The organism is Micromonospora sp. WMMA1996 (genome assembly GCF_002573675.1).
GTDB classification, from domain to species: domain Bacteria; phylum Actinomycetota; class Actinomycetes; order Mycobacteriales; family Micromonosporaceae; genus Micromonospora; species Micromonospora sediminicola.
The window spans coordinates 1,930,852-1,953,839 of the sequence record NZ_PDHU01000001.1 but is presented as its reverse complement, the minus strand read 5'-3'; the positions used below and the strand labels follow the sequence as shown (position 1 = coordinate 1,953,839).

Genomic DNA, 22,988 nt, shown 5'->3' with positions numbered 1-22,988 from the left:
CTACCCCGGCAGGGGCGCCTCGTCCCCGCCCCGCGTGCGGCGCGGGTTGACCAGCCGGCGCACCATCGGGGCGGCGTTCCACCGGGCGGCGCCGACGAGGTCGCGGGCGTGCTCCAGCACCGTGTAGTCGGGCCGGGCCAGGCCCTCGGCGATGGCCCGGTCGAGGTCGTTGCCGCACCGGGTGAGCACGCTGTCGAAGTCCCGCCGGACCGGTTCGAGCAGGTCGTAACCGAAGGCGCGGTGCAGCCGGGCGAAGAGCGGCTTGTACAGCCGGGCGCGTTCGTGCAGGCCCGACGAGTAGGACATCGGGTTCTTCGGCCGTCGCCGGACGTAGTCGGGCAGCAGGTCGGCGAACGCCCGCCGGACGATCCACTTCTCCTGCCCGTCGCGCAGCTTGAGGTCCAGCGGCAGTCGCATCCCCAGTTCGACGACGCTGAGGTCGAGGAACGGCACCCGCGCCTCCACGCCGTGTCCCATGCTCGCCCGGTCCACCCGCTGCAACTCGGTCCGGCACAGGTTGCGGATCTTGTGCAGGAACAGCCGGCGGGAGCGTTCCGGCCCGACCCGGTGGTACATCGGGTAGCCGCCGAACACCTCGTCCGAGCCGTCGCCGGTGAGCACCACCTTCACGCCCAGCTCCCGCAGCCGCCGGAAGATCGGCATCGAGACCACGGCGTTGATGATGTCGCCGTACTCGGTCAGCTCGGAGATCCGGATCGCCTCGCGCACGTCGGCCAGCCGGATGTCGCGCGGGCGCAGCTCGATCACCTCGTGGGGCACGCCGAGGTCGGCGGCGAGCCGCCGCGCGTACGCCACGTCGGGGCTGTCCGGGACGCCGATGGTCACCGCCACGCAGTCGGGGTGCAGCTCCCGGGCGTGCAGCAGCGCCAGCGAGCTGTCCAGGCCGCCGGAGAGCACCACCCCGACGGTGAGGTCGGTGTCCAACCGGATCCGCATGGCGTCGGTGAGCGCGACCCGGACGAGCAGGGCGGCCTCGTCCGGGTCGTCGATCACCGGCAGCCCGGCGCCGAGCGTGAGCAGGTCCACGTGCGGGCGCGGCCGGACCGGGCCGTCGGGTTCGACCCAGCCGTGGTGCCCGGGCGGCACCTCATTGATCGGGGCGCCGTGCCCGACCAGCGCCTTCACCTCGGAGGCGAGGTGCAGGCAGCCGGGCACGCGGGACCAGTAGAGCGGCTTCACCCCGAGCGGGTCGCGGGCCAGGTACGCCCGGCCACCGTCGCGTTCGACCACGACGAACGCGTACTCGCCGCGCAGCCGGCGCACCGCGTCCCCGCCCCACTGGCGGTACGCGGCGAGCACCACCTCGGTGTCGCCGAGCGTGCGGAACTCGTGCCCGAGCCGGGTCAGCTCGGCGCGCAGCTCGTGGTGGTTGAAGATCTCGCCGTTGAAGCAGAGCAGGTGCCGTTCGTCCGGCGCGACCCAGGGCTGCACGGCCCGGTCCCGGTCCACGATCCGCAACCGGCGCACGCCGGCCAGCAGCCCGTTCTCCTGCCGGGTCTCGGTGACCTCCCCGCGCGGGGCGAGCGCGGCCAGCATCCGCCGGAAGGTGGCCGGGTCGGCCTCGGGGCCGATGCTCAGCGCGATCCCGCACACCGGGTCACACCCCCATCTCGGCCTCGTACGCCCGCCGGAACCGGCGGCGGGCCGCCGGCGCGAGGCAGACGTGCCAGGCCTGCCCCTCGTCGATGACGTTGATCTCGCCGGCCTCCTGCCGGGCCAGCAGCAGCCCGGCCAGGGTGGTGCGGGCGCCGAAGCGCTCGTACCACGCCAGCTCGACGTCGGCCGCCCAGCCGAGGCAGTGCCCGCTGGGCACCATGGCGGCGTACCCCAGCCGGCGCAGCCGGTACTGGTGCTCGGCGCTGCGGGCCAGGCTGGTCACCCAGAGCGGCGGCGTGCCGGGCGGGCCGGCCGCGGCGAACTCCCGGCCCAGGTCGTTGAGGAACGCGATCATCTCGCGGCGGGCGCGGCGGAACAGCAGGCCCGCGGTGCGGGGCGTGGCGTCCGGGCGCAGCCGGCGGCGGACCGCCCGCAGGCCCCGCCCGAGCACCGTGGCGGGCTGCTCCTGGTAGCGGAAGTCGAGCAGGCCGCGGCGGCGCAGCCACTCCAGGTCGACCAGCTCGGTGCTGGTGCGGACCTGCTCGTCGGTGAGGAAGGTGGGGCTGTCCCGCCACCACAGCACGTCGATGCGGGAGAGCAGGTAGATCCGGACCAGCGCGGTGAGGTCGTGCGCGGAGCTGCGCGCGTTGGGCTGGTAGCGGGCCATCTCCAGCAGCAGCGTCTCCCGGGCGCCGACCAGTCCCTGGGGCGTGGCGTCGAGGACCGCCGCGACGGCCGGTTCGCGCAGCCGCTGGTCGAGCAGCACCTGTCGGGCGGTGGTCGACGGCGCGTCGGCCAGCGCGCCCACCTCGACCAGCAGCTCCGCCACGGCCGACCGGTACGCGGCCAGGTCGGGCGCGGCGGTGGTCCGCCGCCCTCCGGCGGGCAGCCGGCGGGCGGCGGGGGCGGTGGACGCGACGGCGGGACCGGGCTGGCGACCGGGGCTTCGGCTGGGCACTCGCATGGTCTCCGTCCCCTCTCGGGCAGGACACGGCGTGATGAAACCTGCACTCACCGTAATCGCCAGAGAAGGTACCTCCGAGAACAATCCTCCTATCTCCTCCGAAGGTGCCCGATCAGGTGGCGAACCGCCGCGACAGCTGCTGCACCTCGGCGTACCCCGGCGGGATCGGCTCGCCGGTGTCCGCCCCGGCGGCGACCGCGTCGACCCGGCGCAACGCCGCGCCCAGGGCCGCCCGGAACAGCAGCGAACCGGTGCTCACCCGGGCCACCCCGAGCCGGCCCAGGCGATCCAGGTCCGGCCCGCCCGGCCGGTGCAGGACGTTCAGCGGCAGTCCGGCCTCCGCCACCAGCGTGCCGATCGTGTCGTCGGGCGCGCCGGGAACGAAGAAGCCGTCGGCCCCCGCCGCCCGGTACGCCGCCGCCCGGCGCCGTGCCTCGGCCAGCGGCGCCGGCACGTCCAGCCACCACGCGTCGGTGCGGGCGTTGACGAAGAGCCCTGGCGCCGCCGCGCGTACCGCCGCGATCTTCGCCGCGACGAGCGGCGCCGGGGTCAGGGTGCCGTCCGGGCGGCCGTCCTCCAGGTTCACCCCCACCACCCCCAGGGCGGCCAGCTCGCCGACGTAGCGGGCCACGGCCGCCGGCTCCTCGTCGAAGCCGTCCTCCACGTCGACGGTGACCAGCACCGGCAGGTGCCGCAGGCGACGGGCCAGGTCCAGGGTCTCGGCCCGGGTCGCCCCGGCGCCGTCCGGCCGACCGGCGGCCGCCGCGACGCCGAGGCTGGTCGTGCCGATCGCGGCGTGACCCCGGGCGGCGAGCGCCGCCGCGGACGCGTGGTCCCAGGCGTTGGGCAGCAGCAGGGGGCGGCCGGGCCGGTGCAGCGCGCGGAAGGCCGCGTGGCGGTCGGTCATCGCAGGGTCACCTCGAGACGGGTCGGGACGCGCAGCGTCGGATGCGGGGCGTAGCTGACCGGAGCGTCGACGGGTGCGCAGCGGCGGCGCAGCACGTCGACCACGCCGGCGGCCAGGGCGAGCGCGTGCCGCGACCCCGGGCAGCCCCGGACGCCGGCGCCGAACGTCAGCACCCCACCGGCCCGGTCGACCACGAACCGGTCCGGCTCCGGATGGACGGCCGGGTCCCGGTTCGCCGCGTCGAAGCGGAGCAGCAGCGGCTCGCCGACCCGGATCGGCCGGCCGCCCAGGTCGAGTGCGGCGGTGGTGACCCGGCGGGTGGCGCGTACCGGTGGGTCGAGCCGCAGCACCTCGGCGAGCAGCGCGACGGTGGCGAGCCCGGCCGGCGCGGCGAGCCCGTGCCGGACCGCCGCGCCGATCAGCCCGGCCGTGGCGTCGGCGGCCTGCACCAGCAGCCCGATCCGGTTCGCGGTCACCTCGGGCGGGGCCGCCGGCGACATCGCCACCAACGCGGCCACCGCCCGGTCGGCCCGCGTGACCGCCGCCGGCTCGGCGCCGGGATGGTAGGCGGCGGCCACCGTCGTCACCGCCGACGCGGCCGCCGCCGGATCCGCCAGGCCGAGCCGCTCCCCCAGCACCACCAGCGGCACGCCCCGCGCCAGCGCCCCCATCACCTCCACCCGGGATGTAAGGAAGGGCCCCCTGTTAACGCCTCCGGTAGAGGAGGGGACCCCTCTTAACAGGGGCGGTACGGGCGACGCCGACCGGTCGAGGATCTCGCCGGTCCGCCGTGCGGCGGCCAGGGACAGGTCCCGCGGGTCGAGGTCGTCCAGCGCCGCCACCGCGATCGCCCGCCGGCCGGGGTGGCGCTCCGGTGGGCTGAAGCGGCTGACGGACGCGCGCAGCCAGGCCAGCGAGCCGGCGGCGCCGGGCGGCCCGGCGGGCGGCACCACGCAGCGGGGATCGGTCAGGGCGGCGGTGACGTCCGCGTGCCGGGTGACCAGCCAGCCGTCGTCGCCTCGGGTCGGCGGTCCGCAGGTCGGCGTGCCCGGAGCGGCCGTGATCGTCGGTAGGTCCACCACCCGACCGTAGGGCGGTGATCGTTCGGTCCCGACCGAACGATCGGCGCGCCAGATCGGGGAGGTGGCGGCATCAGGGGCACGCCGACCCCACCACCTCGCCGAACTGGAGTCGATCACCCGGACCCCGCCCGGCCGAGCCGGACGGGCCGAGCCGGACGGCCGAGCCGGACGGGCCGAGCCGGACGGGCCGAGCCGGACGGGCCGAGCCGGACGGGCCGAGCCGGACGGGTCAGGCGCGGGCGGGGCCGGTGTCGCGGGAGGCGGGCGGGGCGAGGAGCGCCGGGTCGAGCGCGAGGGCGGCGGCGAGCCCGTCCCGCCCGGCCGGGGTGAGCCGCACCGCCCGACCGGTCCCCCGCGCGGTCCAGCCGAGGTCGAGGAAGCGCCCGCACAACGCGGCGCCGAGCGCGCCGGCCAGGTGCGGCCGTCGTTCGGTCCAGTCCAGACAGTCGCGCACCAACGGTCGACGGGCGGCGCGCAGCGGCTCGACCGGCACGCCCATCTCGGCCAGCCAGGACATCCCGGCCGGGGTGAGCGCGAGGCCGCCGGCCCGGTCCAGCACACCGCGGGCGAGCAGCGCGTCGTGCAGCAGCACGCCGAGTCGCCCGGCGAGGTGGTCGTAGCAGGTCCGGGCGTACGCCAGGGCGGCGCCGGCCGACGCGGCGCGCAACGTGCGGGGCGACGTGGCCGGGGCGGGCGCCCGCGCGGTCAGGTCCTCGAGGAGCTGGGCGACCGACGGGTCGGCGAGGCGGACGTACCGGTGCCGGCCCTGCCGCTCCTCGGCCAGCAGGCCGCCGCGCACCAGCCGGGTGAGGTGGTCGCTGGCGGTGGAGGCCGCGACGCCGGCGCGGCGGGCCAGCTCACCGGCGGTCCAGGCGCGTCCGTCGAGCAGGGCGAGACAGAACTCGGCCCGGGTGGGATCGGCGAGCAGGGCGGCGAGTCCGGCCAGCCCTCGGCCGTCGGCGCGGGTGGTCATCGGACCATGCTGGCACGGCCACGGTTCGGGCCGGACCGGAAGGTGGCGCGCGGCGGTTCTTTACATCGTTGTATCCAACGTTGTACAAACGGGTGCACCGCAGTGACCTCCGTCTACCTCCAAGGCAGGCCTGATGGGACACCTCCGCCGTGGCGGCGTGCTCGCCGCCGTCCTCACCCTTCTGCTCGCCGGCGCGTCACCCGCGCCCGCCGCCGGGCCCGACCGCTACCGCAACCCGGTCTCCGCCGGGTTCGCCGACACCTTCGCCGACCCGGTCGTGGTCCGCGGCGACGACGGACTCTGGTACGCCTTCGGCACCTCCGACCCGCTGCGCGAGGGCGAGGGAACACCGCACCGGGTGCCGATCGCCCGTTCCGCCGACCTGGTCGACTGGAGCTACGTCGGCGACGCGTTCGCCCCCGACCAGCGGCCCGCGTTCGCCGCGCCGGGCGCCGCGTTCTGGGCGCCCGACGTCCGCCGGCTCGGCGGGCGGTGGGTCATGTACATGACCGTCACCGACACCACCGTCTCCGCCGACACCTTCGACACCGCGGTCGGGGTGGCCACCGCGCCGAGCCCCGCCGGACCGTGGACGTTCGCCGACGAGCCGGTGGTCGCCCCGCGCCCCGGCGCGGGCGGCGGCTACCTGTGGACCATCGACCCGAGCCAGCTCACCGGCGCCGACGGCCGGTCCTGGCTCTACTACGGCAGCTACTACGGCGGCATCGCGGTCACCGAACTGTCCCCCGACGGCCTGCGCGCGGTCGGCACGCCGACCCCGGTCGCCGTCGACAACAAGTTCGAGGGCGCCTACGTACTGCGCCGCGACGGCTGGTACTACCTCTTCGCCTCCACCGCCAACTGCTGCGCCGGTCCGGCCACCGGCTACTCCGTCCAGGTCGGCCGGGCCCGTGACCCACGCGGCCCGTTCACCGACCGCGACGGCCAGCGCCTCGACGTCTCCCGCGCCGGCGGCACCCCGGTGCTGACCCAGAACGGCAACCGCTGGATCGGCACCGGCCACAACGCCGTGCTCACCGACCTGTCCGGGCAGGACTGGATCGCCTACCACGCGATCGACCGGGCCGACCCCTACCTGGACGAGCCGTTCGGCGTCAACGAGCGGCCGATGCTGCTGGACCGGCTCGACTGGATCGACGGCTGGCCGACGGTGAACGCCGGCGCCGGCCCCTCCGACGGCGCCCGCCCCGCACCCGTCACCACGGGCCGGATCGACGCCCGTTTCGCCACTGCCGACCTGCGCGACTGGCGGGTCGAGAGCGGCATGTGGCGGGCGGCCGGCGGGGTGCTCACCGGCACCGGGGCGCTGGCCTCGCGTACCCGGATCGGCGGCGACCTGCGGGCGGAGACCGACCTGCGACTGACCGGCGCGACCACCGCCGGGCTGCGGCTCGGCGGCGTTGACGTCCGGGTCGGCGGCGGCCGGCTGACCGCCGGCAGCGCCGGCACACCGCTGCCCGCCGGCGCCGATCTGACCGACCGGCACACCCTCGCGATCGAGGTACGCGGCCGGCAGCTCGTCGCCACGCTCAGCCCGTCCCGCCTCGGCGACCCGGTCGCCCGGGTGTCGCTCCGGCTCCCCCGCCCCGCGACCGGCGCGCTGACCCTGCGGGCCCAGGACGGACCGGCCGAGTTCGACAACGTCAGCGTCGCCCGGCTGTACCGCCCGGTCCGGCACCCGGTCGCGCCGCCCCGGGTCGGCCCGGTGCTGCGCGGCTTCTCCGACGAGTTCACCGGTGGGCTCGACCCGGCCTGGCAGTGGGTGCGCCAGGACCCGGCCGCGACCGTGACCGGCGGCGCGCTGCGCTGGCCGGTGCAGGACGCCGACCTGTCCGGCACCGGCAACACCGCCGGGGTGCTGCTGCGCGACGCGCCCACCGGCGACTACGTGGCCGAGACGAAGGTGACGCTCGACCTGGGCGAGGACACGGTCCGCAACTACCAGCAGGCGGGCCTGGTCGCGTACGTCGACGACGACCGGTTCGCCCGGCTGACCCAGGTGGCGATCTGGAACACCCGTCAGGTCGAGTACGGCTACGAGCTGCCCTTCGCCGGGCAGCCGGTGTACGGCGGCAGCATCGTCGGCACGCCGGGCACCACCACCTGGCTGCGGTTGGCCCACCACGTCGACCGGGTCACCGGGGAACACGAGTTCCGCGCCGGCTCCAGCCGCGACGGGAAGCACTGGACGTGGGGGGCGGTGTGGACGTTCCCGGCCGACACCACGCCCCGCATCGGGCTGGTCGCGCACGGCGGCGCCACGCCCGCCGTGACGGCCGAGTTCGACTACCTGCGTTTCCACCGCTGACCCGCCGGGGCCGCCCGCACCTCGCGGGCGGCCCCGCTCAGCGGTCCGGACGCGGGCAGGTCCCGGCCAGCTCGGTGACCGTGCGCGTGTCCCCGTCGTAGCTGCGGGCCGCCACGAACGCGCCGGTCGGGCGGTCCGCCCCGGCGACCGCCCGGGCGCGCCGGCGGTCCGCGCCCCGGAACCGCAACGCCAGGCTCAGGTGCGGCACCCAGCGCCCGGGCAGGTGCCAGGGATGCGGGCCGGACGCCTCGGCCAGCACGTCCCAGACCGCGCCGTGCAGCGCGACCAGCTGCGGTGTCGGGTGGACCAGCCAGACCAGCGGGGCGCTGCCGTCGAGGACGGCCAGCCGGTCCAGCCGCACCGGCAGCGGCAGCGCGGCGTCGCAGAGGTCGGCCAGGCGCTGCTCGGCGCCGGGCGGGAACTCGTCGACCGAGGCGAGCGTCAGGTGCGGCCGGTTCGTCGGGTGCGTGTTGCGGGCCAGACTGGGCAGGCCGGCGGCGGCGAGCCGGTCCCAGGCCGCCCGCACCGCCGCGTCCAGCTCCGGCGAGCAGAGCAACTCGACCGTCCGCACATGATCAGGCTAGTCGCCGCCGGTCAGCCACGACGCCCCGAAGGGCAGGCCGACCGGGACGGATCAGAGCCATCCCGCCTCCCGGGCCCGCCGGACCGCCTCGGCCCGGTCGGCGGCGCCGAGCTTCTGCACGCACGCGCTCAGGTGGTTGCGGACCGTCCCGGCGGCCAGGTGGGTACGTCGGGCGATCACCGCGACCGGGGTGCCGAGTTCGGCCAGCCGGAGCGTCTCCAGCTCGCGCGGGGTCAGCGGGCACTCGGGCAGGGTCAGCGCGTCGGCGGCGAGGGCCGGGTCGACGTACCGCGCGCCGGAGTGCACCCGGCGGATCACGTCGGCCAGCGCGCCGCCCGGAGCGCCCTTGGCGAGGAAGCCACGGGCGCCGGCGGCCAGCGCCGGCCGAAGCTGGGCGGGCCGGCCGTGCCCGGTGAGGATCACCGGAGCACACGCGGGCAGCGCCCGGGCGAGCTCGGCGGCGACCGCCACGCCGCCCGGCGGCGGCATCTCCAGGTCGAGCACGGCGACGTCGGGGCGGTGGGCCAGCGCCGCGGCCAGGGCGGCGCGGCCGTCGGCGGCGTGCGCGACCACCTCGATGTCCGGTTCCAGGTCGAGCAGGGCGGCCAGCGCCAGCCGGATCAGCTCCTCGTCGTCGGCCAGCAGGACCCGGATCACGACGTCACCGGCACGGTCGCCACCAGGCTGAACACGCCGTCCTCGACGGACGCCCGCACGCGTCCGCCGGCCGGGGCGAGCCGGTCGGCCAGCCCGCGCAGGCCGCCGCTGAGCCGGTCCGGTCCGGCGTCACGGACCCCGTCGTTGCGTACGGTCAGGGTCACCAGGCCGTCCTCCCGGGTGATCTCGATCCGGCACCAGCCGGCCCGACTGTGCCGCAGCACGTTCGTCCCGGCCTCCCGCAGCACGGCGGCGAGGTCGGCGGCGACCGGGGCCGGCAGGTCGCCCGCCGGCGACACCACGGTGCAGCGGACCCCGCTGGAGCGCAACACCTCCCCCACCGCGGCCACCTGCTCGGCCAGGTCGACGGTGCGGTAGCCGTGCACGGCCGCGCGTACCCGGGTCAGCGCCGACGCGGCGAGTCGCCGGGCCTCCGCCGCCTCCCGGCCGGCCCGCTCTCCGTCCACCGGCGCCAGCCGTTCCGCCAGCTCGGCCTTGAGCGCGATCACCGTGAGGTCGTGCCCGAGCAGGTCGTGCACGTCGCGGGCGAAGCGCAGCCGCTCCTCGGCCGCGGCCAGCCGGGCCTGGGCCGCCTGACCCTGCCGGGCCTCCACGAGCACGTCCCAGAACCAGACCTGCACCCCGGTGAGCGCGGCGATGCCGGCGCCCACCCCGCCGGTGACCAGCAGCGCGGTGGGCACCGGTCCACCGGTCGCCGCGGTGACCACCGCCGAGACCGCGAGCACGCCCGTCGCGGCGAGGACCCCGGCAGCGGGCCGGAGCAGCAGCGGTGTCATGCCGACCAGGGAAGCGCCCAACCAGGCCCAGGTGGGCCACGCGCCCGCCGCGACCGGGCCGAGCAGGGGCAGGCTGAGCAGCGCGGCCGCCACCAGGGCGAGGTGCCGGCGCCGCCGGGCGGCGGTGGCGAGCCACGGCGTCACCGCCGCGTGCAGCACCGCCACCTGCGCCACCGTGAAGGCGAGCAGGCCGACGGCGCCGAGCGTCGCCCGCAGCGGATCCGGCTCCCGGGCCAGGCCGGCCGCGGGCAGCAGCACCGTGGTCCACACGTTCGTGGCCAGCGACAGCAGGGTGACCCGCCGGGCCCGGCGCAGCCGGTGGTCCGCCGAATCGACTGTCATGCCCGCCGATCCTAGGTGGTGCCGGGGCCGGCGGACCGCTGCGGAATGTCACGGTCCACCCGTGCGTCCCGCACGGATTTCCGGTGACGGACGCGCCTGTCCCGGTGCGCCCGGCCCGGGCAGGGTCGGGGCATGACGGAGATGACGGTGGGCGTACCCCGGCGGTGGGCCGGGTGGGGACGGACCCGGCACCTGGCCGGGATGGTCGTGGCGATGGTGGCCGGGATGGTGCTGCTCGGCCCGCTGTGGCGGGTGGGCGGGGACCTGCTGGGCGGCGCGGGCGTGCTGGCCCGGCCGGACGTGGGCGCGCTGGTGATGGCGACCGACATGGCGCTGGGCATGGTCGCCTGGATGTGGTACCGGGGCGACGCGTGGGCCGCCACCGGGGAGATGAGCGCGGCCATGTACGTGCCGTTCCTGCTGCTCCTGCCGCCCTGGTGGGCGGGGTGGGTCGGGGACGACGCGCTGCTGCTCGGCGGGCACCTGCTGATGGTGCCGGCGATGGCGCTGGTGGCGCTGCGGCACCGCCACCCGGTCGCCGCGCCGCCCCGGCGGCACCCGGTGGCGGCGGCCGTGGCCCGTCGCTGGCCGGTCGGGCTGGCGCTGCTCATGACCGCCGACCTGTGGTTCGCCCCGACGGTCTTCTCCGCGTGGACGCTGCTCGTGCTGCCGGGGGGCTACCTGGTCCTCGGCGCCTGGCGACGGCGGTTCGGCGACCGGCGTCAGCTCGCCGTCCAGCTCGTGGGGTTGGCCGTCTGGGGCGGTCTGGCGGCCGTGGCGCTGGCCGCGCCGGCCGGGGTCGCCGGCACGCTCGTCGGCCTGGGCTGGCTCGGGCACGCCGGCTGGGACCTGTGGCACCACCGCGCCGACGGGGTGGTGCCACGCGGGTACGCGCAGTGGTGCATCGCGCTGGACGTGGCGGTGGGGGTGACCACCCTGCTGGCCGTCGCGTCCGGGTGAGCCGGCCCGGTCACGGGGCCGGGCCGGCTCACCCCGGACGGACGCCGGGGTGGCGCGGCGAACGTTTACGCCGGTCGCCGCGACCACCGTCCGGCGGTGATGAAAGGCTTGCCACATGAGTTCCGCACCGACCCCGACCGACCCCGCCCTTCCCGCAGACGCCGAGGACGCCACCGCCTTCGCGGATCTCGGGCTGCGCACCGAACTGCTGGGCGCGCTGTCCGCCCTCGGCTACGAGGAGCCGACCCCGATCCAGCGGGAGGCCATCCCACCGTTGCTGGCCGGTCGGGACCTGCTCGGGCAGGCGGCCACCGGCACCGGCAAGACCGCCGCGTTCGCCCTGCCGCTGCTGCAGCGCATGCCGGCGGACCGGCCGGGCGGCGACCCGGTGTCGCTGGTGCTGGTGCCGACGCGGGAGCTGGCCGTGCAGGTCTCCGAGGCGTTCCACCGCTACGGCAAGGACCTCGGCGCCCGGGTGCTGCCGATCTACGGCGGGCAGCCGATCGGCCGGCAGTTGCGCGCGCTCGACCACGGGGTGGACGTGGTGGTGGCGACGCCCGGCCGGGCCCTCGATCACATCGCCCGGGGCACGCTGCGGCTGGGCTCGGTGGCCACGGTGGTGCTGGACGAGGCGGACGAGATGCTCGACATGGGCTTCGCCGAGGACATCGAGGCGATCCTGGAGCACGCCCCCGAGGGCCGCCAGACGGTGCTCTTCTCGGCCACCATGCCGGCCCGCATCGACGGGCTCGCCCGCCAGCACCTGACCGACCCGGTCCGGATCCGGATCGAGCGGGAGCAGCCGGTGGCCGGGGCGGCGCCGCGGGTGCGGCAGAGCGCCTACCTGGTGGCGCGGGCGCACAAGCCGGCCGCGCTGGGTCGGGTGCTGGACGTGGAGTCGCCGACCGCCGCGATCGTGTTCTGCCGCAGCCGGGAGGAGGTCGACCGGCTCACCGAGACGATGAACGGCCGGGGCTACCGGGCCGAGGCGCTGCACGGCGGGATGAGCCAGGAACAGCGGGACCGGGTGATGGGTCGGCTGCGCGCCGGCACCGCGGACCTGCTGGTCGCCACCGACGTGGCGGCCCGCGGGCTGGACGTCGAGCAGCTCACCCACGTGGTGAACTACGACGTGCCCTCGGCGCCCGAGTCGTACGTGCACCGCATCGGCCGGGTGGGCCGGGCCGGGCGGGAGGGCGTGGCGATCACCCTCGCCGAGCCGCGCGAGCATCGGATGCTCAAGACCATCGAGCGGGTCACCGGCCAGCGGATCTCGGTCGACAAGATCCCCACGGTGGCAGACCTGCGGACCCGGCGCTTCGAGCTGACCCAGGCCGCGGTGCGGGAGTCGCTGCTGGAGGACGACCTGGAGCCGTTCCGGGCGGTCGTCGAGTCGCTGACCGACGAGTTCGACCTGATGGAGGTGGCGCTCGCCGCGGTCCGGCTGGCCCACGAGGCCACCCTGCCCGGCACCGCCGACGAGGAGGAGATCCCCCAGGTCGCCGTCCGTCCGAACCGGGAGGCGCGACCGGGGTACGACAGCCGGGACCGGCGCGGTGGCACCCGGTCCCGGGGCGCGGGCACCACGCAGGTCTTCATCGGGCTGGGCCGGCGGGCCGGGGTACGGCCGCAGGACCTGGTCGGCGCGATCACCGGCGAGACCCGGATCAACGGGCGCGACATCGGCTCGATCGAGATCGCGGACCGGTTCTCGCTGGTCGAGGTGCCGCAGGCGATGGCCGACGAGGTGATCCGAGGGCTGCGGGGCAGCACCATCAAGGGGCGCAAGGCCACCGTCCGCCGCGACCGCGACGGCGACGACCACCGGTAAGGCGGTTAAGCGGGGCCCCCTGCCACGCACGAGGCGTTGACAGGGGGCCCCTCCTTTCACCTCAGGCGGCGACGGGCTGGCCGCCGAGCGTCTGCGCGTCGACGTCGGCCGGGCGCAGCGCCAGCGCGAGCACGTCCGCGACGTCGGCCAGGGTGTGCACGGTCAGCGCCTCGCGCACCTCGGCCGGCAGGTCGTCCAGGTCCGGCTCGTTGCGCTTCGGGATGATCACCTCGGTCAGGCCGGCCCGGTGCGCGGCGAGCAGCTTCTGCTTCACCCCGCCGATGGGCAGCACCCGGCCGGAGAGCGTCACCTCGCCGGTCATCCCGAACTCCGGCCGCACCGGGCGGCCGGTCACCAGGGAGGCCAGCGCGGTCACCATGGTGATGCCGGCGCTCGGCCCGTCCTTGGGCACCGCGCCAGCCGGGAAGTGCACGTGGATCCGCCGCCCGGCGAGCGCGTTCGGGTCGATGCCGAGGCGTCGACCGTTGGAGCGCAGGTACGACAGCGCGATGTGCGCCGACTCCTTCATCACGTCGCCGAGCTGACCGGTGAGGGTCAGGCCCGGCTCGCCCTCCATGCTGGTCGCCTCGATGAAGAGCACGTCGCCGCCGGCGCCGGTGACCGCCAGGCCGGTCGCCACGCCGGGCACCGCCGTCCGCTCGGCCGACTCCGGGGTGAACTTGGGCCGGCCCAGGTAGCGGGCCAGGTTGCCGGTGTCGACCCGGACCGGCGCCGGGTCGGACGCCAACGCCACGGTCACCTTGCGCAGGATCTTGGCGAGGGCCCGTTCGAGCTGCCGGACCCCGGCCTCCCGGGTGTACTCACCCGCGATCAGCGCCAGCGCCTCGTCGGCGACGGTCACCTCCTCGGCGGTGAGCCCGGCCCGCTCCCGCTGCCGGGGCAGCAGGTGGTCCCGCGCGATCGCCACCTTCTCGTCCTCGGTGTAGCCGTCCAGACCGACCAGCTCCATCCGGTCCAGCAGCGGGCCGGGGATCGACTCCACCACGTTGGCGGTGGCCAGGAACAGCACGTCGGACAGGTCGAGGTCGACCTCGAGGTAGTGGTCGCGGAAGGTGTGGTTCTGCGCCGGGTCGAGCACCTCCAGCAGGGCCGCCGCCGGGTCGCCGGAGTAGCCCACGCCGAGCTTGTCGACCTCGTCGAGCAGCACGACCGGGTTCATCGAGCCGGCCTCCCGCAGGGCCCGCACGATCCGGCCGGGCAGCGCGCCGACGTAGGTGCGCCGGTGGCCCCGGATCTCCGCCTCGTCGCGGACGCCGCCGAGCGAGACCCGGACGAAGGTACGCCCGAGCGCCCGCGCGACCGACTCGCCGAGGCTGGTCTTGCCGACGCCGGGCGGGCCGGCGAGGGCGAGCACCGCGCCGGAGCCGCGACCGCCGACCACGCCGAGGTTGCGCTCCGCGCGGCGGTTGCGCACCGCGAGGTACTCCAGGATGCGGTCCTTCACGTCGGTCAGCCCGGCGTGGTCGGCGTCGAGCACCGCCCGCGCCGCGGCCAGGTCGGTGTTGTCCTCGGTACGCGTGTTCCACGGCATCTCGAGGACGGTGTCGAGCCAGGTACGGATCCAGCCCGCCTCCGGCGAGGCGTCGCTGGCCCGCTCCAGCTTGCCGACCTCGCGCAGGGCCGCCTCGCGCACCTTCTCGGGCAGGTCCGCGGACTCGACCCGGGAGCGGTAGTCGGCGGAGCCGTCCGGCTCGTCCTCGCCCAGTTCCTTGCGGATCGCGGCGAGCTGCTGGCGGAGCAGGAACTCGCGCTGGGACTTCTCCAGCCCCTCGCGGACGTCGCTGGTGATCTGCTCGGTGACCTCCTGCTCGGCCAGGTACTCCTTCACCCAGCCGACCAGCAGTTCGAGCCGGGCGGTGACGTCCGGCGCGGCGAGCAGTTCGGTCTTCTGCGCCAGGCTGAGCCAGGGTGCGTAGCCGGCCGAGTCGGCCAGCTCGGAGAGGTCGGTCATCCGCTCCATGGCGTCGATGACCTGCCAGGCGCCGCGTTGCTGGAGCACCGAGGTCATCAGCGCCCGGTACTCGCGGGCCAGTTCCCGGGCCCGGCCGGCGGGGGCGGGCTCGTCGAGGGCGGTCGCCTCGACCCAGAGGGCCGCGCCGGGGCCGGGTACGCCGGAACCGATGCGGGCACGGGCGAGACCGCGCACCACGGCGGCCGGCTCACCGCTGGGCAGCCGGCCGACCTTCTCGATGGTCGCGACCACGCCGACGGAGCCGTACTCGCCGTCGATGCGGGGCACGGCCAGGAGTTGCTTGTCGCCGGTGGCCCGGGCCGCGTCGACCGCGGCCTGGGTGGTCGGGTCGAGGGTCACCGGGACGACCATCCCGGGCAGCAGGACGGCGTCGGTCAGGGGAAGTACCGGAAGAGTTGCCATCGAACACCTGCCATCACGTTGGTTGAGCGTGTCTGGCTCAAGTAACAAAACGTGCCCCTTGTTCCGGCTTGTGACCCACGCCACGTCCACGCCCCGCCCGCATCGACTCTCCCGCGTGCCGACCCATTTGCCGCGCCGCCGTTTACGCGACCCGCCGAATGGCAGGAGTCGGGTATTGTTGCGAAATTACCGCTTGGTAGGTCAAACTCTTAGCCACACCCCGCCCGACACAGGGAGTAATGGCGATGGCAAGGAAAGTAATCACCGTTCTGACCGACGACCTCGACGGCGGAAAGGCCGATCGGACCGTCGAGTTCAGCCTGGACGGCGTGGCCTACACGATCGACGTCTCCGACGAGAACGCCGGCGTGCTGCGCAAGGCGCTGGACCCGTACATCAGCGCTGGCAGGCGGATCGGTCGCGGCCCGGCCGACACCGGCCGGGCGGCCCGGCGCGCGACCCGGCCGAGCACCTCGGGAATGGACCGCGAGCAGAACCGCGCCATCCGCGAATGGGCCACCAAGAACGGCTACGAGATTTCCGAGCGGGGTCGCATCCCGGTCTCCGTCGTCGAGGCCTACAAGAACCGCTGAACCCTCCCGGTTCACCGTCGGGCATCCCGGGGTCACGCTGAGAAATCGGCGTGACCCCGTCGACTTTTTCCAGGTCGACAATTTTCACACCCCCCGATCCCACCGGCACCAATTTTCCCCGCCCACCCGCCCCACCCGCCCGCCCTCCTCCGTTGATCAAGGAGCTCGCGTCAGGAGTCGGCGCGGGCCGGGACGCCAACTCCTTGATCGACGACTCGGACGCACCGACGGCCGGAGCCGCCCGGGAGGGGTCCCGGGCGGCTCCGGCCGTCGGTGGATCGGGTCAGTTGACCTGGATGCGCACCACGTCGATGGCGGGGGTCTGGTTGGCCCGCTCCATCATCGGGATGCGGTGCGAGCCGTCACCGGCCCAGACCGAGCACTGCGCCAGGCCGGACTCCGGCAGGCCCGGGATCTGGATCAGCACGTCGTCCGGCTGGGATCCGCCCCGGCCGTCCTCGGTCGCGACGAAGAACGCGGGCACGTCCTGCGGGTTCGGGGGCTGCCGGGTGCTGCCGAGCATCCGGCAGGCGGTGTGGAAGTGGCCGCGCACCAGACCCTGGCCGTTGAGCAGCGAGCTCTCCAGGTAGTAGCCACCCTGACCGGCGGCGAGGAAGCGGTCCCGCACCAGGTTCTTCGTGGTGACCCGGAGCGTGAACGGCTGGTTGCGCTGCACCTGGTTCGGGAACTGGGTGATGAGCAGCGAGGGGTTGTTCGCCGCGGCGCCGACCTCACCGAACGCGGTGCTCACGCACCGGTTGCCGTTCTGGAAACCGTTGTGCGCCTCCAGCTGGCTGCCGCTGCAGTCCTTGGCGAGCACCTCCAGGCCGTTGTTGCCGCCGTTGTTGCCGCCGTTCTGGCCCCCGTTGTTGCCGCCGTTGTTGTTGCCGCCGTTCTGACCACCGTTCTGGCCGCCGTTGTTGCCGCCGTTGTTGCCGCCGTTCTGACCACCGTTCTGGCCGCCGTTGTCGCCGCCGTTCTGACCCCCGCCGTTCTGGCCTCCGCCGTTCTGGCCGCCGCCGTTCTGGGCGTTGTCGGCGAGGGCGCACGCGGCGAGCTGCTCCAAGCCCTGCGGACGCTGGCCGCCCCGGCCGATCGCGGTGGCGATCCGGTTGATCGTCGCGGTGCGCTTGTCGGCGAGCGGACGGAGGATGGCGTTGTTGATGAAGTCGCCACCGTTGCGGCCGTCCCGCGCGAGCCGCCGGTTCGCCTCGGCGATCTGGCTCTCCAGCAGCGCCAGGTTGCGGTCCACCTCGGCGCGGGCCCGGCCGGGCACCTGCGGCAGCTTGCCGCGGACGTCCGGGCAGGCCACGGTCGGGGTGCCGGCGCCCGCGCCGCCGCCCCGGGTCTGCTGACACTCGGCCGACGACATCTGCCCGTCACCCCAGTGGTTACGGACCCAGCGGCCGTTCTGCCAGGTGCGGGTGGTGCTGCCCTGGCCGCCCGGGGCGGTCGCCCCCGGGCTCGGGGCCACACAGGACGCCGAGGCGGCACGGGTGCTCGTCCGCCGGTCCTGGGCGGACGAGATCTGGGTGACGGCGACGATGCCGCCGAAGACCGCGAGCGTGCCGACCACGGCCAGCATCCGCTTGCTCCGTGCGCTACCGGATGACCGGCGCGCCCGTGTGGACCTGCGCATCGAATTGCTCTCCTTCTCGATCCGGTAGTTGACTGGTGATCCCGGCGGAACGACGAATCCTCGGGGTGAGATCACTGCGACGTACGGGTCGCGCGTCAATGGCCGACGGTGCCCTTTCCGCACCGTCTCCGCGCCGTCCGGGCGCGGCGGGAAGATCTGCGTCCATTCCCGCTTAGGTACGGAGCGCCGACGGCGAAGGTTCAACCGGAGATCGGAAAAAAAATCGGCGGGTCGCGACGGCCCGGTTCAGTCGACCCAGAGGTGGTCGAACGCGAAGCCGCCGTCGAACGAGGCCCGCCGCTCGGCGAGGCGTCGCACCTGCCCGCGCAGGTCGCCCCGGTCCACCAGGGACGGCGCCGCCGCGTCGAGGTCACGCAGCCGCTCCCCCAGCGCCGCCACGGCCAGGTCCTCGGCGAGCCGACCCGGCTCCACCCCGCACGCGAAACCCCGGGTGGTCAGCCGGACCCGCTCGACGAGGCACCGGCCGGGCCGCACCTCGACCCAGCCCCAGCCCTCCGCCGGGCCGTCGGTCCAGCGCACGTGCAGGCCGCGCACGATCGGGTCGGCCAGCCGGCCCGCCACGTACGCCTCGACCGCGTCGACCCGGGCCAACGCGCCGAGGTCGTTGACCGGACCCCGCCGGCCGTCCGGGAGCCGGCCCTCGATGTCCCGGAACCCGATCGTGTCTCCGTCGTCCGGGTCGGTCCCGGCGGCGTAGGCCCGGGCGTCGACGACGTACTCGGCGAACCGGCGTGCCTGGTCCGCACCGCCGAGCGTCGGCGACTCGACCCGCACCAGCGGCAGCCCGACGGCGGCGCAGACCGCGTCGGTCAGCCGTTCCGCGCGGCGGGCCGGCGACCCGTCGGCCGCCGGCGTGGTGAACCTGACCGCGAAACGCGGAAGTCCCGTGTCGGCCGCGCACACCACCAGGTCGAGGCCGGCCCGGCCGGCGGTGCTCCACTGACTGCCGGTGACCCCCGGCGGGCGGCCCTGCACCAGCTCGCCGAGGCGCCGGTCGGCGTAGCCGACCTGACCGGCCCGGGTGAACCGGGACGGCACGCCGGGCGGGACCGGCCGCAACCAGGACACGGCCACGCTGCCGGTGCTCGTCATCTCGCCACAATCCGTCCGTCGTTCGCCTCGACGACCGAGTGTAGGGCGTCGATCATGGTGACCGCCTCGGCGGTGCGGGCGAATCCGGGCACCCGCCGGCCGGTGCGCCACCCGGTCCTGCCCTCTAGGCTCGGCGGGTGCACAGCGGACGGACCCCGGAGCGATTCACCAAACGCAGTCTCGTCGCCGTATCCCACGCCATCGAACGCGCCGCGCTGGCCGAGGCCGAGGACGGCCCGCTGGTGGTGCTCGCGCTCTTCCAGCGGCTGCCGTACTTCGACCGGGAGCGCGCGGTCTACCGGCGCATCGCCGGTCGGGCCGCGGCCACCGTGGTCGGCGTGGTCGGCGGCCCCCCGCCCGACCTGCCCGACGGGACGTACGGGGTGGCGTTGGACGAGGCCGAGGACCTGGCCCGGGAGTGGAGCGTGGTGGCGCTGACCCCCCGTTTCGGCGCCACGCTGGTGGCGTACGACCGGGGCGAGGTCGGGCCGGCGCCGACGCTGGAGTCCGGCCGGCTCTTCGACGGGCGGTGGGGATTCCGCCGGGACGAGGCGCTGCACGAGGTGATCCGGCTGCGGGAGCGGCTCGCCGAGCGGCTGCCCGCCGCGGCCCGGTCCGCGCTGGACGAGGCGGTCGCCCGGGTACGGGAGATCCCGGCCGGGCCGGGCGAGTCCCGGGCCGAGGCGGCGCTGCGGCTGCTGGCCCGGCGCGGCGACCGGGGCGTGCGCGCGCTCGAGCCGACCGACGGCATGCTCGACGAGCCGGGCCTGCGCCGCTGGACGGACGCGGACGGGGTGACCGCCTCCGGCACGCTGCCAGTGGCCCTGGTCGGCCTGCGGGTGGACGAGCCGGCCGGCGCGCCGGAACGCTTCGGCCGGCGCAGCGTCGCCCGGGAGGGTCAGGCCGTCCTCGCCGCGGTCACCGGCGTGCTGCGCCCGATCGACCGGGCGGTCCGCGTCGCCGACAACGAGTTCCAGCTCGTCCTGCCGGCGCTCGGCGAGCCGGAGGCGCTGGCCGTGGTGGCGCGGCTGCACGAGGCGATCGGCGAGCTGGCCCGGTCGTACCCGTTCCTCGCGTACACCGTGCACGCGGCCGTGGCGGTGACCACCCGGCGGCCGCTGCCCACGGCGGACCTGCGGGCCGCGGTGGAGTGGGCGGTGCGGCAGGGCGTGCCGGTGGCGGGCCTGGAACCCGAGCCGGCGCCCGCCGTGCGCTGACCCGTCAGCGCCAGAGCACCACCTCGGTCGGCGACTTCCGGTCGATGTCCGGCACGGTCGCGTCGGGCGCGGGATAGCCGACCGGGATGATCAGGTTGCCCCGCTCCTCGGCCGGCCGGTCGAGCAGCTCGTTGAGGAAGCGCATCGGGCTCGGCGTGTGGGTGAGCGTGGCCAGCCCGGCGCGGTGCAGCGCGGCGAGCAGGAACCCGACGGCGATCCCCACCGACTCCTTGACGTAGTAGGGCCGGGGCGACCCGGGCCCGCGGTGTACCTCGAACACCACGATCACCGCTGGCGCGGTCTCCAGGAACGGCTTGCTGGCGTCGGTGCCCAGTGGGGCCAGCGCGGCCAGCCACTCCTCCGGCGCACGCCGCTCGTAGAAGACGCGCTCCTCGGCCTCCGCGGCGGCCCGCAGGCGTCGCTTCAGCGCCGGGTCGGTCAGCACCACGAACCGCCACGGCTGCCGGTTCGCCCCGCTCGGCGCCGACGCGGCGGCCCGCAACGCCTCGGCCAGCACCCCGGGTGGGATCGGCCGGTCGCTGAAGTCGCGTACGGTGCGTCGGCGGACCAGCTGGTCGGCGAACTCACGGGCCCGGGGCAGCGCCTCGGCCGGTGGGACGCCGTAGTCGGGGGCCGGCAGGGCGGCGGGGCGGGGAGGCATCCGCTCATTGTCGACCGGTCCGCCGGCGCCGGCCACCCGACCGGCGGCCGTCGATGCGCCAGGATGGGCGGTACGAGGAGGACGACCGTGCGCGTGGTGTCACTGGTTCCCTCGCTGACCGAGGCGGTCGCGGCGACCCGCCCGGAGGTGCTGGTCGGCGCGACCGACTGGTGCACCCACCCGGACGGGCTGGACGTGACCCGGGTCGGCGGGACGAAATATCCCGACCTGGACCGGGTCCTGGCGCTCGCGCCCGACCTGGTGCTGCTCAACGAGGAGGAGAACCGGCTGGCCGACGCGGAGGCGCTGCGCGCGGCCGGGGTGCCGGTGCGGGTCACCTTCCCGCGTACCGTGCCGGAGGCCCTCGACCAGCTCGGCGAGCTGGTCGCCGCGATCGGCGCGCCGGACGAGCCGCCGTGGTTGCGGGCGGCCCGCCGGGCCTGGGCCGCCCCGCCCGCGCCGGCGCGGGTCCGCACCGCGGTGGTGCCGGTGTGGCGGCGCCCCTGGGTGGTGCTGGGTCGGGACACGTTCGCCGGGGACGTGCTGCGCCGGCTCGGTGTGGTCAACGGCTGGGCCGGGGATCCGGAGCGCTATCCCCGACCGGCGCTGGACGTCCTGCGCGCCCGCGCGCCCGAGCTGGTGGTGCTGCCCGACGAGCCGTACCGGTTCACCGCCGACGACGGGCCGGAGGCGTTCCCCGGCGTGCCCTCGGTGCTGGTCTCGGGCCGGCACCTGACCTGGTACGGCCCCTCGCTGGCCGAGGCGCCGGCGCTGCTCGCCGCCCAGCTCGCCGCCCCGGTCTGACCCGTCGCCGCCGCGGGCGGGGCGGACGGCCCGCCCGATCGGGTCCTTCGCGCCTGTCCGGGGTCGCCGCCGCGGGTGTGCACTGCGGGCAGGACGAAGGGAGTGGGCCATGAAACAGAACCGACTGATCGTGGTGGGCGTCGACGGGTCGGACGGCGGCCGGCGCGCCCTGGACTGGGCCGCCGACGAGGCGGCGGCGCGCGGCGGCACGGTGCAGGCGGTGGTCGCCTGGCGGTGGGACGGCATCGAGGCGGGGCCGACCACCGCGACGAACCCGACCGACGAGCGGCGACACGCGGAGGAGCTGCTCGACCGGGCGATCGCGGACCTCGTCCGGCGGCAGGGTGCCGGCCACCCGGTCGCCGGGGAGGTGGCCGAGGGCCGGCCGGCGGACGTGCTGACCGCCGCCGCCCGTACGGCCGACCTGCTGGTGCTGGGCAGCCACGGGCACAACCGGCTGCGGCACACCGTGCTCGGCTCGGTCAGTGAGGAGTGCGTCCGCAAGGCGAGCTGCCCGGTGGTCGTGGTCCCGGTGCCGGTCCCGGCGGCCCGGGCCTCCACCGAGCCGGCGCTGCGCGGCTGACCGTCGGCACGGCGACGGCCGCCCCGGATGCGGGGCGGCCGTCGCCGGTCGCGGGGTCGGTCGCCGGTCGCGGGGTCGGTCGCCGGTCGCGGGGTCGGACGTCCGACACGTCCCGGGCCCCGCCGGCGTCGGCGGGGCCCGGAACGGGGACGGTCAGGCGATCGGGGTGGCGTGCACCGGGTCCAGCTCCATCAGGGTGGTGTCGTCCACGTCGTACCCGACGGCGTTGTGCACCGCGACCACGCCGGCGACCTGGCCCGCCAGGCGTCCGGCGAGGTCGACGGCGCTGCGCCGGTCCAGCCGGCCGTCCATGGTGACCTCCCCGCCGCGGACCTGGACCGTCACCAGGCCGTCCCGCACGGAGAGCACCCGACGCAGCACCTCGTGCACCACGTCCTCCCGGATCTCCGCGTCGGTGCGCAGGTGCACCCGGAGCAGGTCGCCCCGGGTCACGATGCCGGCCAGCCGGCCCAGGTCGTCGAGGACGGGCAGCCGCTTGACCGCCTCGCGGTCCATCAGCCGCGCCGTCGCGGCCAGCGACGCCCGCTCGTGCGTGGTGACCGCCGGCGCGGTCATCAGGTCGCGGGCCACCAGCGCGCCCGCCTTCTCCCGGGCGGTACGCCGGCGCCGGCCCTCGAAGACCCGCCGCTCGTCCGGGTGGCCGGAGCGCTCCACCTTGTGCAGCAGGTCCGCCTCGGAGACCACCCCGAGCACGCGGTGGAACGAGTCCACCACCGGAACCCCGCTGACCCGTTCCCGGACCAGCACGTCGACGACGTCGCGGTACGGGGTGTCCTCGCCCACCGTCGCGACGTCCCTGGTCATCACGTCGGCCACCTGCCACGTCCTCATCACGACCTCCTCGTGCCGGGCCTGCACCAGCGACGCTAGGCCGCCGCCCGGGCACCCGGGCAGAGGCGGCGGACCGGTCCCTCGGGGGT

General features: G+C 75.8%; 20 protein-coding genes. 7 read left to right on the top strand and 13 right to left on the bottom strand.

Going from position 1 to position 22,988, the window contains the following annotated elements; all coding sequences use genetic code 11:
- The 5 genes from COO58_RS09365 to COO58_RS09345 all read right to left on the bottom strand — a co-directional run bounded on the left by COO58_RS09365 (position 1) and on the right by COO58_RS09345 (position 5,543).
- Positions 1 to 1,614 carry an asparagine synthetase B gene (locus COO58_RS09365; RefSeq protein ID WP_098744611.1) on the bottom strand — a complete coding sequence of 538 codons (1,614 nt, stop codon included), beginning with the start codon at positions 1,612 to 1,614 and terminating at the stop codon, positions 1 to 3.
- Between the two features lie 4 nt (positions 1,615 to 1,618).
- On the bottom strand, positions 1,619 to 2,581 hold the full coding sequence (locus tag COO58_RS09360; protein WP_098744609.1) for a hypothetical protein: 963 nt from the start codon (positions 2,579 to 2,581) through the stop codon (positions 1,619 to 1,621).
- Between the two features lie 112 nt (positions 2,582 to 2,693).
- On the bottom strand, positions 2,694 to 3,488 hold the full coding sequence (locus COO58_RS09355; RefSeq protein WP_098744608.1) for an isocitrate lyase/phosphoenolpyruvate mutase family protein: 795 nt from the start codon (positions 3,486 to 3,488) through the stop codon (positions 2,694 to 2,696).
- Complete coding sequence (locus COO58_RS09350; protein WP_255292567.1) at positions 3,485 to 4,567, bottom strand: cytochrome P450; 1,083 nt, start codon at positions 4,565 to 4,567, stop codon at positions 3,485 to 3,487. The genes COO58_RS09355 and COO58_RS09350 overlap by 4 nt, the downstream gene beginning before the upstream one ends.
- A gap of 232 nt (positions 4,568 to 4,799) precedes the next feature.
- A complete protein-coding gene (locus COO58_RS09345) occupies positions 4,800 to 5,543 on the bottom strand; it encodes a helix-turn-helix transcriptional regulator (RefSeq protein ID WP_091574187.1) in 744 nt (247 codons plus the stop codon).
- Between the two features lie 133 nt (positions 5,544 to 5,676).
- On the opposite strand from COO58_RS09345, the gene COO58_RS09340 reads away from it, so the two are divergent.
- Positions 5,677 to 7,872, top strand: coding sequence for a family 43 glycosylhydrolase (locus tag COO58_RS09340; RefSeq protein ID WP_098744606.1), 2,196 nt, complete (start codon positions 5,677 to 5,679; stop codon positions 7,870 to 7,872).
- Between the two features lie 37 nt (positions 7,873 to 7,909).
- Here the strand turns inward: COO58_RS09340 and COO58_RS09335 are convergent, their stop codons facing one another.
- From COO58_RS09335 to COO58_RS09325, 3 genes are all read right to left on the bottom strand, one after another.
- Positions 7,910 to 8,443: a 2'-5' RNA ligase family protein gene (locus tag COO58_RS09335; RefSeq protein WP_098744604.1), complete on the bottom strand. Its 534-nt coding sequence runs from the start codon at positions 8,441 to 8,443 to the stop codon at positions 7,910 to 7,912.
- 63 nt (positions 8,444 to 8,506) lie between these two features.
- Positions 8,507 to 9,112 carry a response regulator transcription factor gene (locus COO58_RS09330; RefSeq protein WP_091574184.1) on the bottom strand — a complete coding sequence of 202 codons (606 nt, stop codon included), beginning with the start codon at positions 9,110 to 9,112 and terminating at the stop codon, positions 8,507 to 8,509.
- Entirely contained in the window at positions 9,109 to 10,251 is a 1,143-nt protein-coding gene (locus tag COO58_RS09325; protein WP_091574183.1) for a sensor histidine kinase, read from the bottom strand. Before COO58_RS09325 ends, COO58_RS09330 begins: the two co-directional genes overlap by 4 nt.
- A gap of 132 nt (positions 10,252 to 10,383) precedes the next feature.
- Here COO58_RS09325 and COO58_RS09320 point away from each other — a divergent pair, with 132 nt between their 5' ends.
- Both COO58_RS09320 and COO58_RS09315 read left to right on the top strand, forming a co-directional pair.
- The gene (locus tag COO58_RS09320; RefSeq protein ID WP_091574182.1) at positions 10,384 to 11,211 is read left to right on the top strand and encodes a hypothetical protein; all 828 of its coding nucleotides are present in this window, start codon (positions 10,384 to 10,386) and stop codon (positions 11,209 to 11,211) included.
- 115 nt (positions 11,212 to 11,326) lie between these two features.
- Positions 11,327 to 13,042 carry a DEAD/DEAH box helicase gene (locus COO58_RS09315; RefSeq protein ID WP_091574181.1) on the top strand — a complete coding sequence of 572 codons (1,716 nt, stop codon included), beginning with the start codon at positions 11,327 to 11,329 and terminating at the stop codon, positions 13,040 to 13,042.
- A 61-nt stretch (positions 13,043 to 13,103) separates the two neighbouring features.
- Here COO58_RS09315 and lon read toward each other — a convergent pair whose 3' ends face one another.
- Complete coding sequence (lon, locus tag COO58_RS09310) at positions 13,104 to 15,437, bottom strand: endopeptidase La (protein ID WP_098744603.1); 2,334 nt, start codon at positions 15,435 to 15,437, stop codon at positions 13,104 to 13,106.
- Between the two features lie 245 nt (positions 15,438 to 15,682).
- On the opposite strand from lon, the gene COO58_RS09305 reads away from it, so the two are divergent.
- Positions 15,683 to 16,030 carry an Lsr2 family protein gene (locus tag COO58_RS09305; RefSeq protein ID WP_091577548.1) on the top strand — a complete coding sequence of 116 codons (348 nt, stop codon included), beginning with the start codon at positions 15,683 to 15,685 and terminating at the stop codon, positions 16,028 to 16,030.
- Between the two features lie 283 nt (positions 16,031 to 16,313).
- Here COO58_RS09305 and COO58_RS09300 read toward each other — a convergent pair whose 3' ends face one another.
- Positions 16,314 to 17,615, bottom strand: coding sequence for a hypothetical protein (locus COO58_RS09300; RefSeq protein ID WP_098744601.1), 1,302 nt, complete (start codon positions 17,613 to 17,615; stop codon positions 16,314 to 16,316).
- Between the two features lie 300 nt (positions 17,616 to 17,915).
- Positions 17,916 to 18,782 carry a DUF2726 domain-containing protein gene (locus tag COO58_RS09295; protein WP_091574178.1) on the bottom strand — a complete coding sequence of 289 codons (867 nt, stop codon included), beginning with the start codon at positions 18,780 to 18,782 and terminating at the stop codon, positions 17,916 to 17,918.
- Positions 18,783 to 18,919: 137 nt separating this feature from the next.
- Between COO58_RS09295 and COO58_RS09290 the strand changes: the two genes are divergently transcribed.
- On the top strand, positions 18,920 to 19,999 hold the full coding sequence (locus COO58_RS09290) for a DICT sensory domain-containing protein (protein ID WP_091574177.1): 1,080 nt from the start codon (positions 18,920 to 18,922) through the stop codon (positions 19,997 to 19,999).
- Positions 20,000 to 20,003: 4 nt separating this feature from the next.
- On the opposite strand, the gene COO58_RS09285 is transcribed toward COO58_RS09290, so the two are convergent.
- Positions 20,004 to 20,660, bottom strand: a complete 657-nt coding sequence (locus COO58_RS09285; RefSeq protein ID WP_098746211.1) for a nitroreductase family protein — start codon at positions 20,658 to 20,660, stop codon at positions 20,004 to 20,006.
- Positions 20,661 to 20,747: 87 nt separating this feature from the next.
- Between COO58_RS09285 and COO58_RS09280 the strand changes: the two genes are divergently transcribed.
- A complete protein-coding gene (locus COO58_RS09280) occupies positions 20,748 to 21,464 on the top strand; it encodes a helical backbone metal receptor (protein WP_091574176.1) in 717 nt (238 codons plus the stop codon).
- Positions 21,465 to 21,573: 109 nt separating this feature from the next.
- Entirely contained in the window at positions 21,574 to 22,047 is a 474-nt protein-coding gene (locus COO58_RS09275; protein ID WP_091574175.1) for a universal stress protein, read from the top strand.
- 153 nt (positions 22,048 to 22,200) lie between these two features.
- Here the strand turns inward: COO58_RS09275 and COO58_RS09270 are convergent, their stop codons facing one another.
- Positions 22,201 to 22,899 carry a CBS domain-containing protein gene (locus tag COO58_RS09270; RefSeq protein WP_098746209.1) on the bottom strand — a complete coding sequence of 233 codons (699 nt, stop codon included), beginning with the start codon at positions 22,897 to 22,899 and terminating at the stop codon, positions 22,201 to 22,203.
- Positions 22,900 to 22,988: the final 89 nt, after the last annotated feature.

What these genes read in the sequence shown, in the direction of transcription:
- COO58_RS09345 (WP_091574187.1), bottom strand. Translation starts at nt 5,543, where the DNA reads ATGACCACCCGCGCCGACGGCCGAGGGCTGGCCGGACTCGCCGCCCTG.
- COO58_RS09275 (WP_091574175.1), top strand. Translation starts at nt 21,574, where the DNA reads ATGAAACAGAACCGACTGATCGTGGTGGGCGTCGACGGGTCGGACGGC.
- COO58_RS09285 (WP_098746211.1), bottom strand. Translation starts at nt 20,660, where the DNA reads ATGCCTCCCCGCCCCGCCGCCCTGCCGGCCCCCGACTACGGCGTCCCA.
- COO58_RS09295 (WP_091574178.1), bottom strand. Translation starts at nt 18,782, where the DNA reads ATGACGAGCACCGGCAGCGTGGCCGTGTCCTGGTTGCGGCCGGTCCCG.
- COO58_RS09315 (WP_091574181.1), top strand. Translation starts at nt 11,327, where the DNA reads ATGAGTTCCGCACCGACCCCGACCGACCCCGCCCTTCCCGCAGACGCC.
- COO58_RS09300 (WP_098744601.1), bottom strand. Translation starts at nt 17,615, where the DNA reads ATGCTGGCCGTGGTCGGCACGCTCGCGGTCTTCGGCGGCATCGTCGCC.
- COO58_RS09325 (WP_091574183.1), bottom strand. Translation starts at nt 10,251, where the DNA reads ATGACAGTCGATTCGGCGGACCACCGGCTGCGCCGGGCCCGGCGGGTC.
- COO58_RS09355 (WP_098744608.1), bottom strand. Translation starts at nt 3,488, where the DNA reads ATGACCGACCGCCACGCGGCCTTCCGCGCGCTGCACCGGCCCGGCCGC.
- COO58_RS09340 (WP_098744606.1), top strand. Translation starts at nt 5,677, where the DNA reads ATGGGACACCTCCGCCGTGGCGGCGTGCTCGCCGCCGTCCTCACCCTT.
- COO58_RS09360 (WP_098744609.1), bottom strand. Translation starts at nt 2,581, where the DNA reads ATGCGAGTGCCCAGCCGAAGCCCCGGTCGCCAGCCCGGTCCCGCCGTC.
- COO58_RS09320 (WP_091574182.1), top strand. Translation starts at nt 10,384, where the DNA reads ATGACGGAGATGACGGTGGGCGTACCCCGGCGGTGGGCCGGGTGGGGA.
- COO58_RS09305 (WP_091577548.1), top strand. Translation starts at nt 15,683, where the DNA reads ATGGCAAGGAAAGTAATCACCGTTCTGACCGACGACCTCGACGGCGGA.
- lon (WP_098744603.1), bottom strand. Translation starts at nt 15,437, where the DNA reads ATGGCAACTCTTCCGGTACTTCCCCTGACCGACGCCGTCCTGCTGCCC.
- COO58_RS09270 (WP_098746209.1), bottom strand. Translation starts at nt 22,899, where the DNA reads ATGAGGACGTGGCAGGTGGCCGACGTGATGACCAGGGACGTCGCGACG.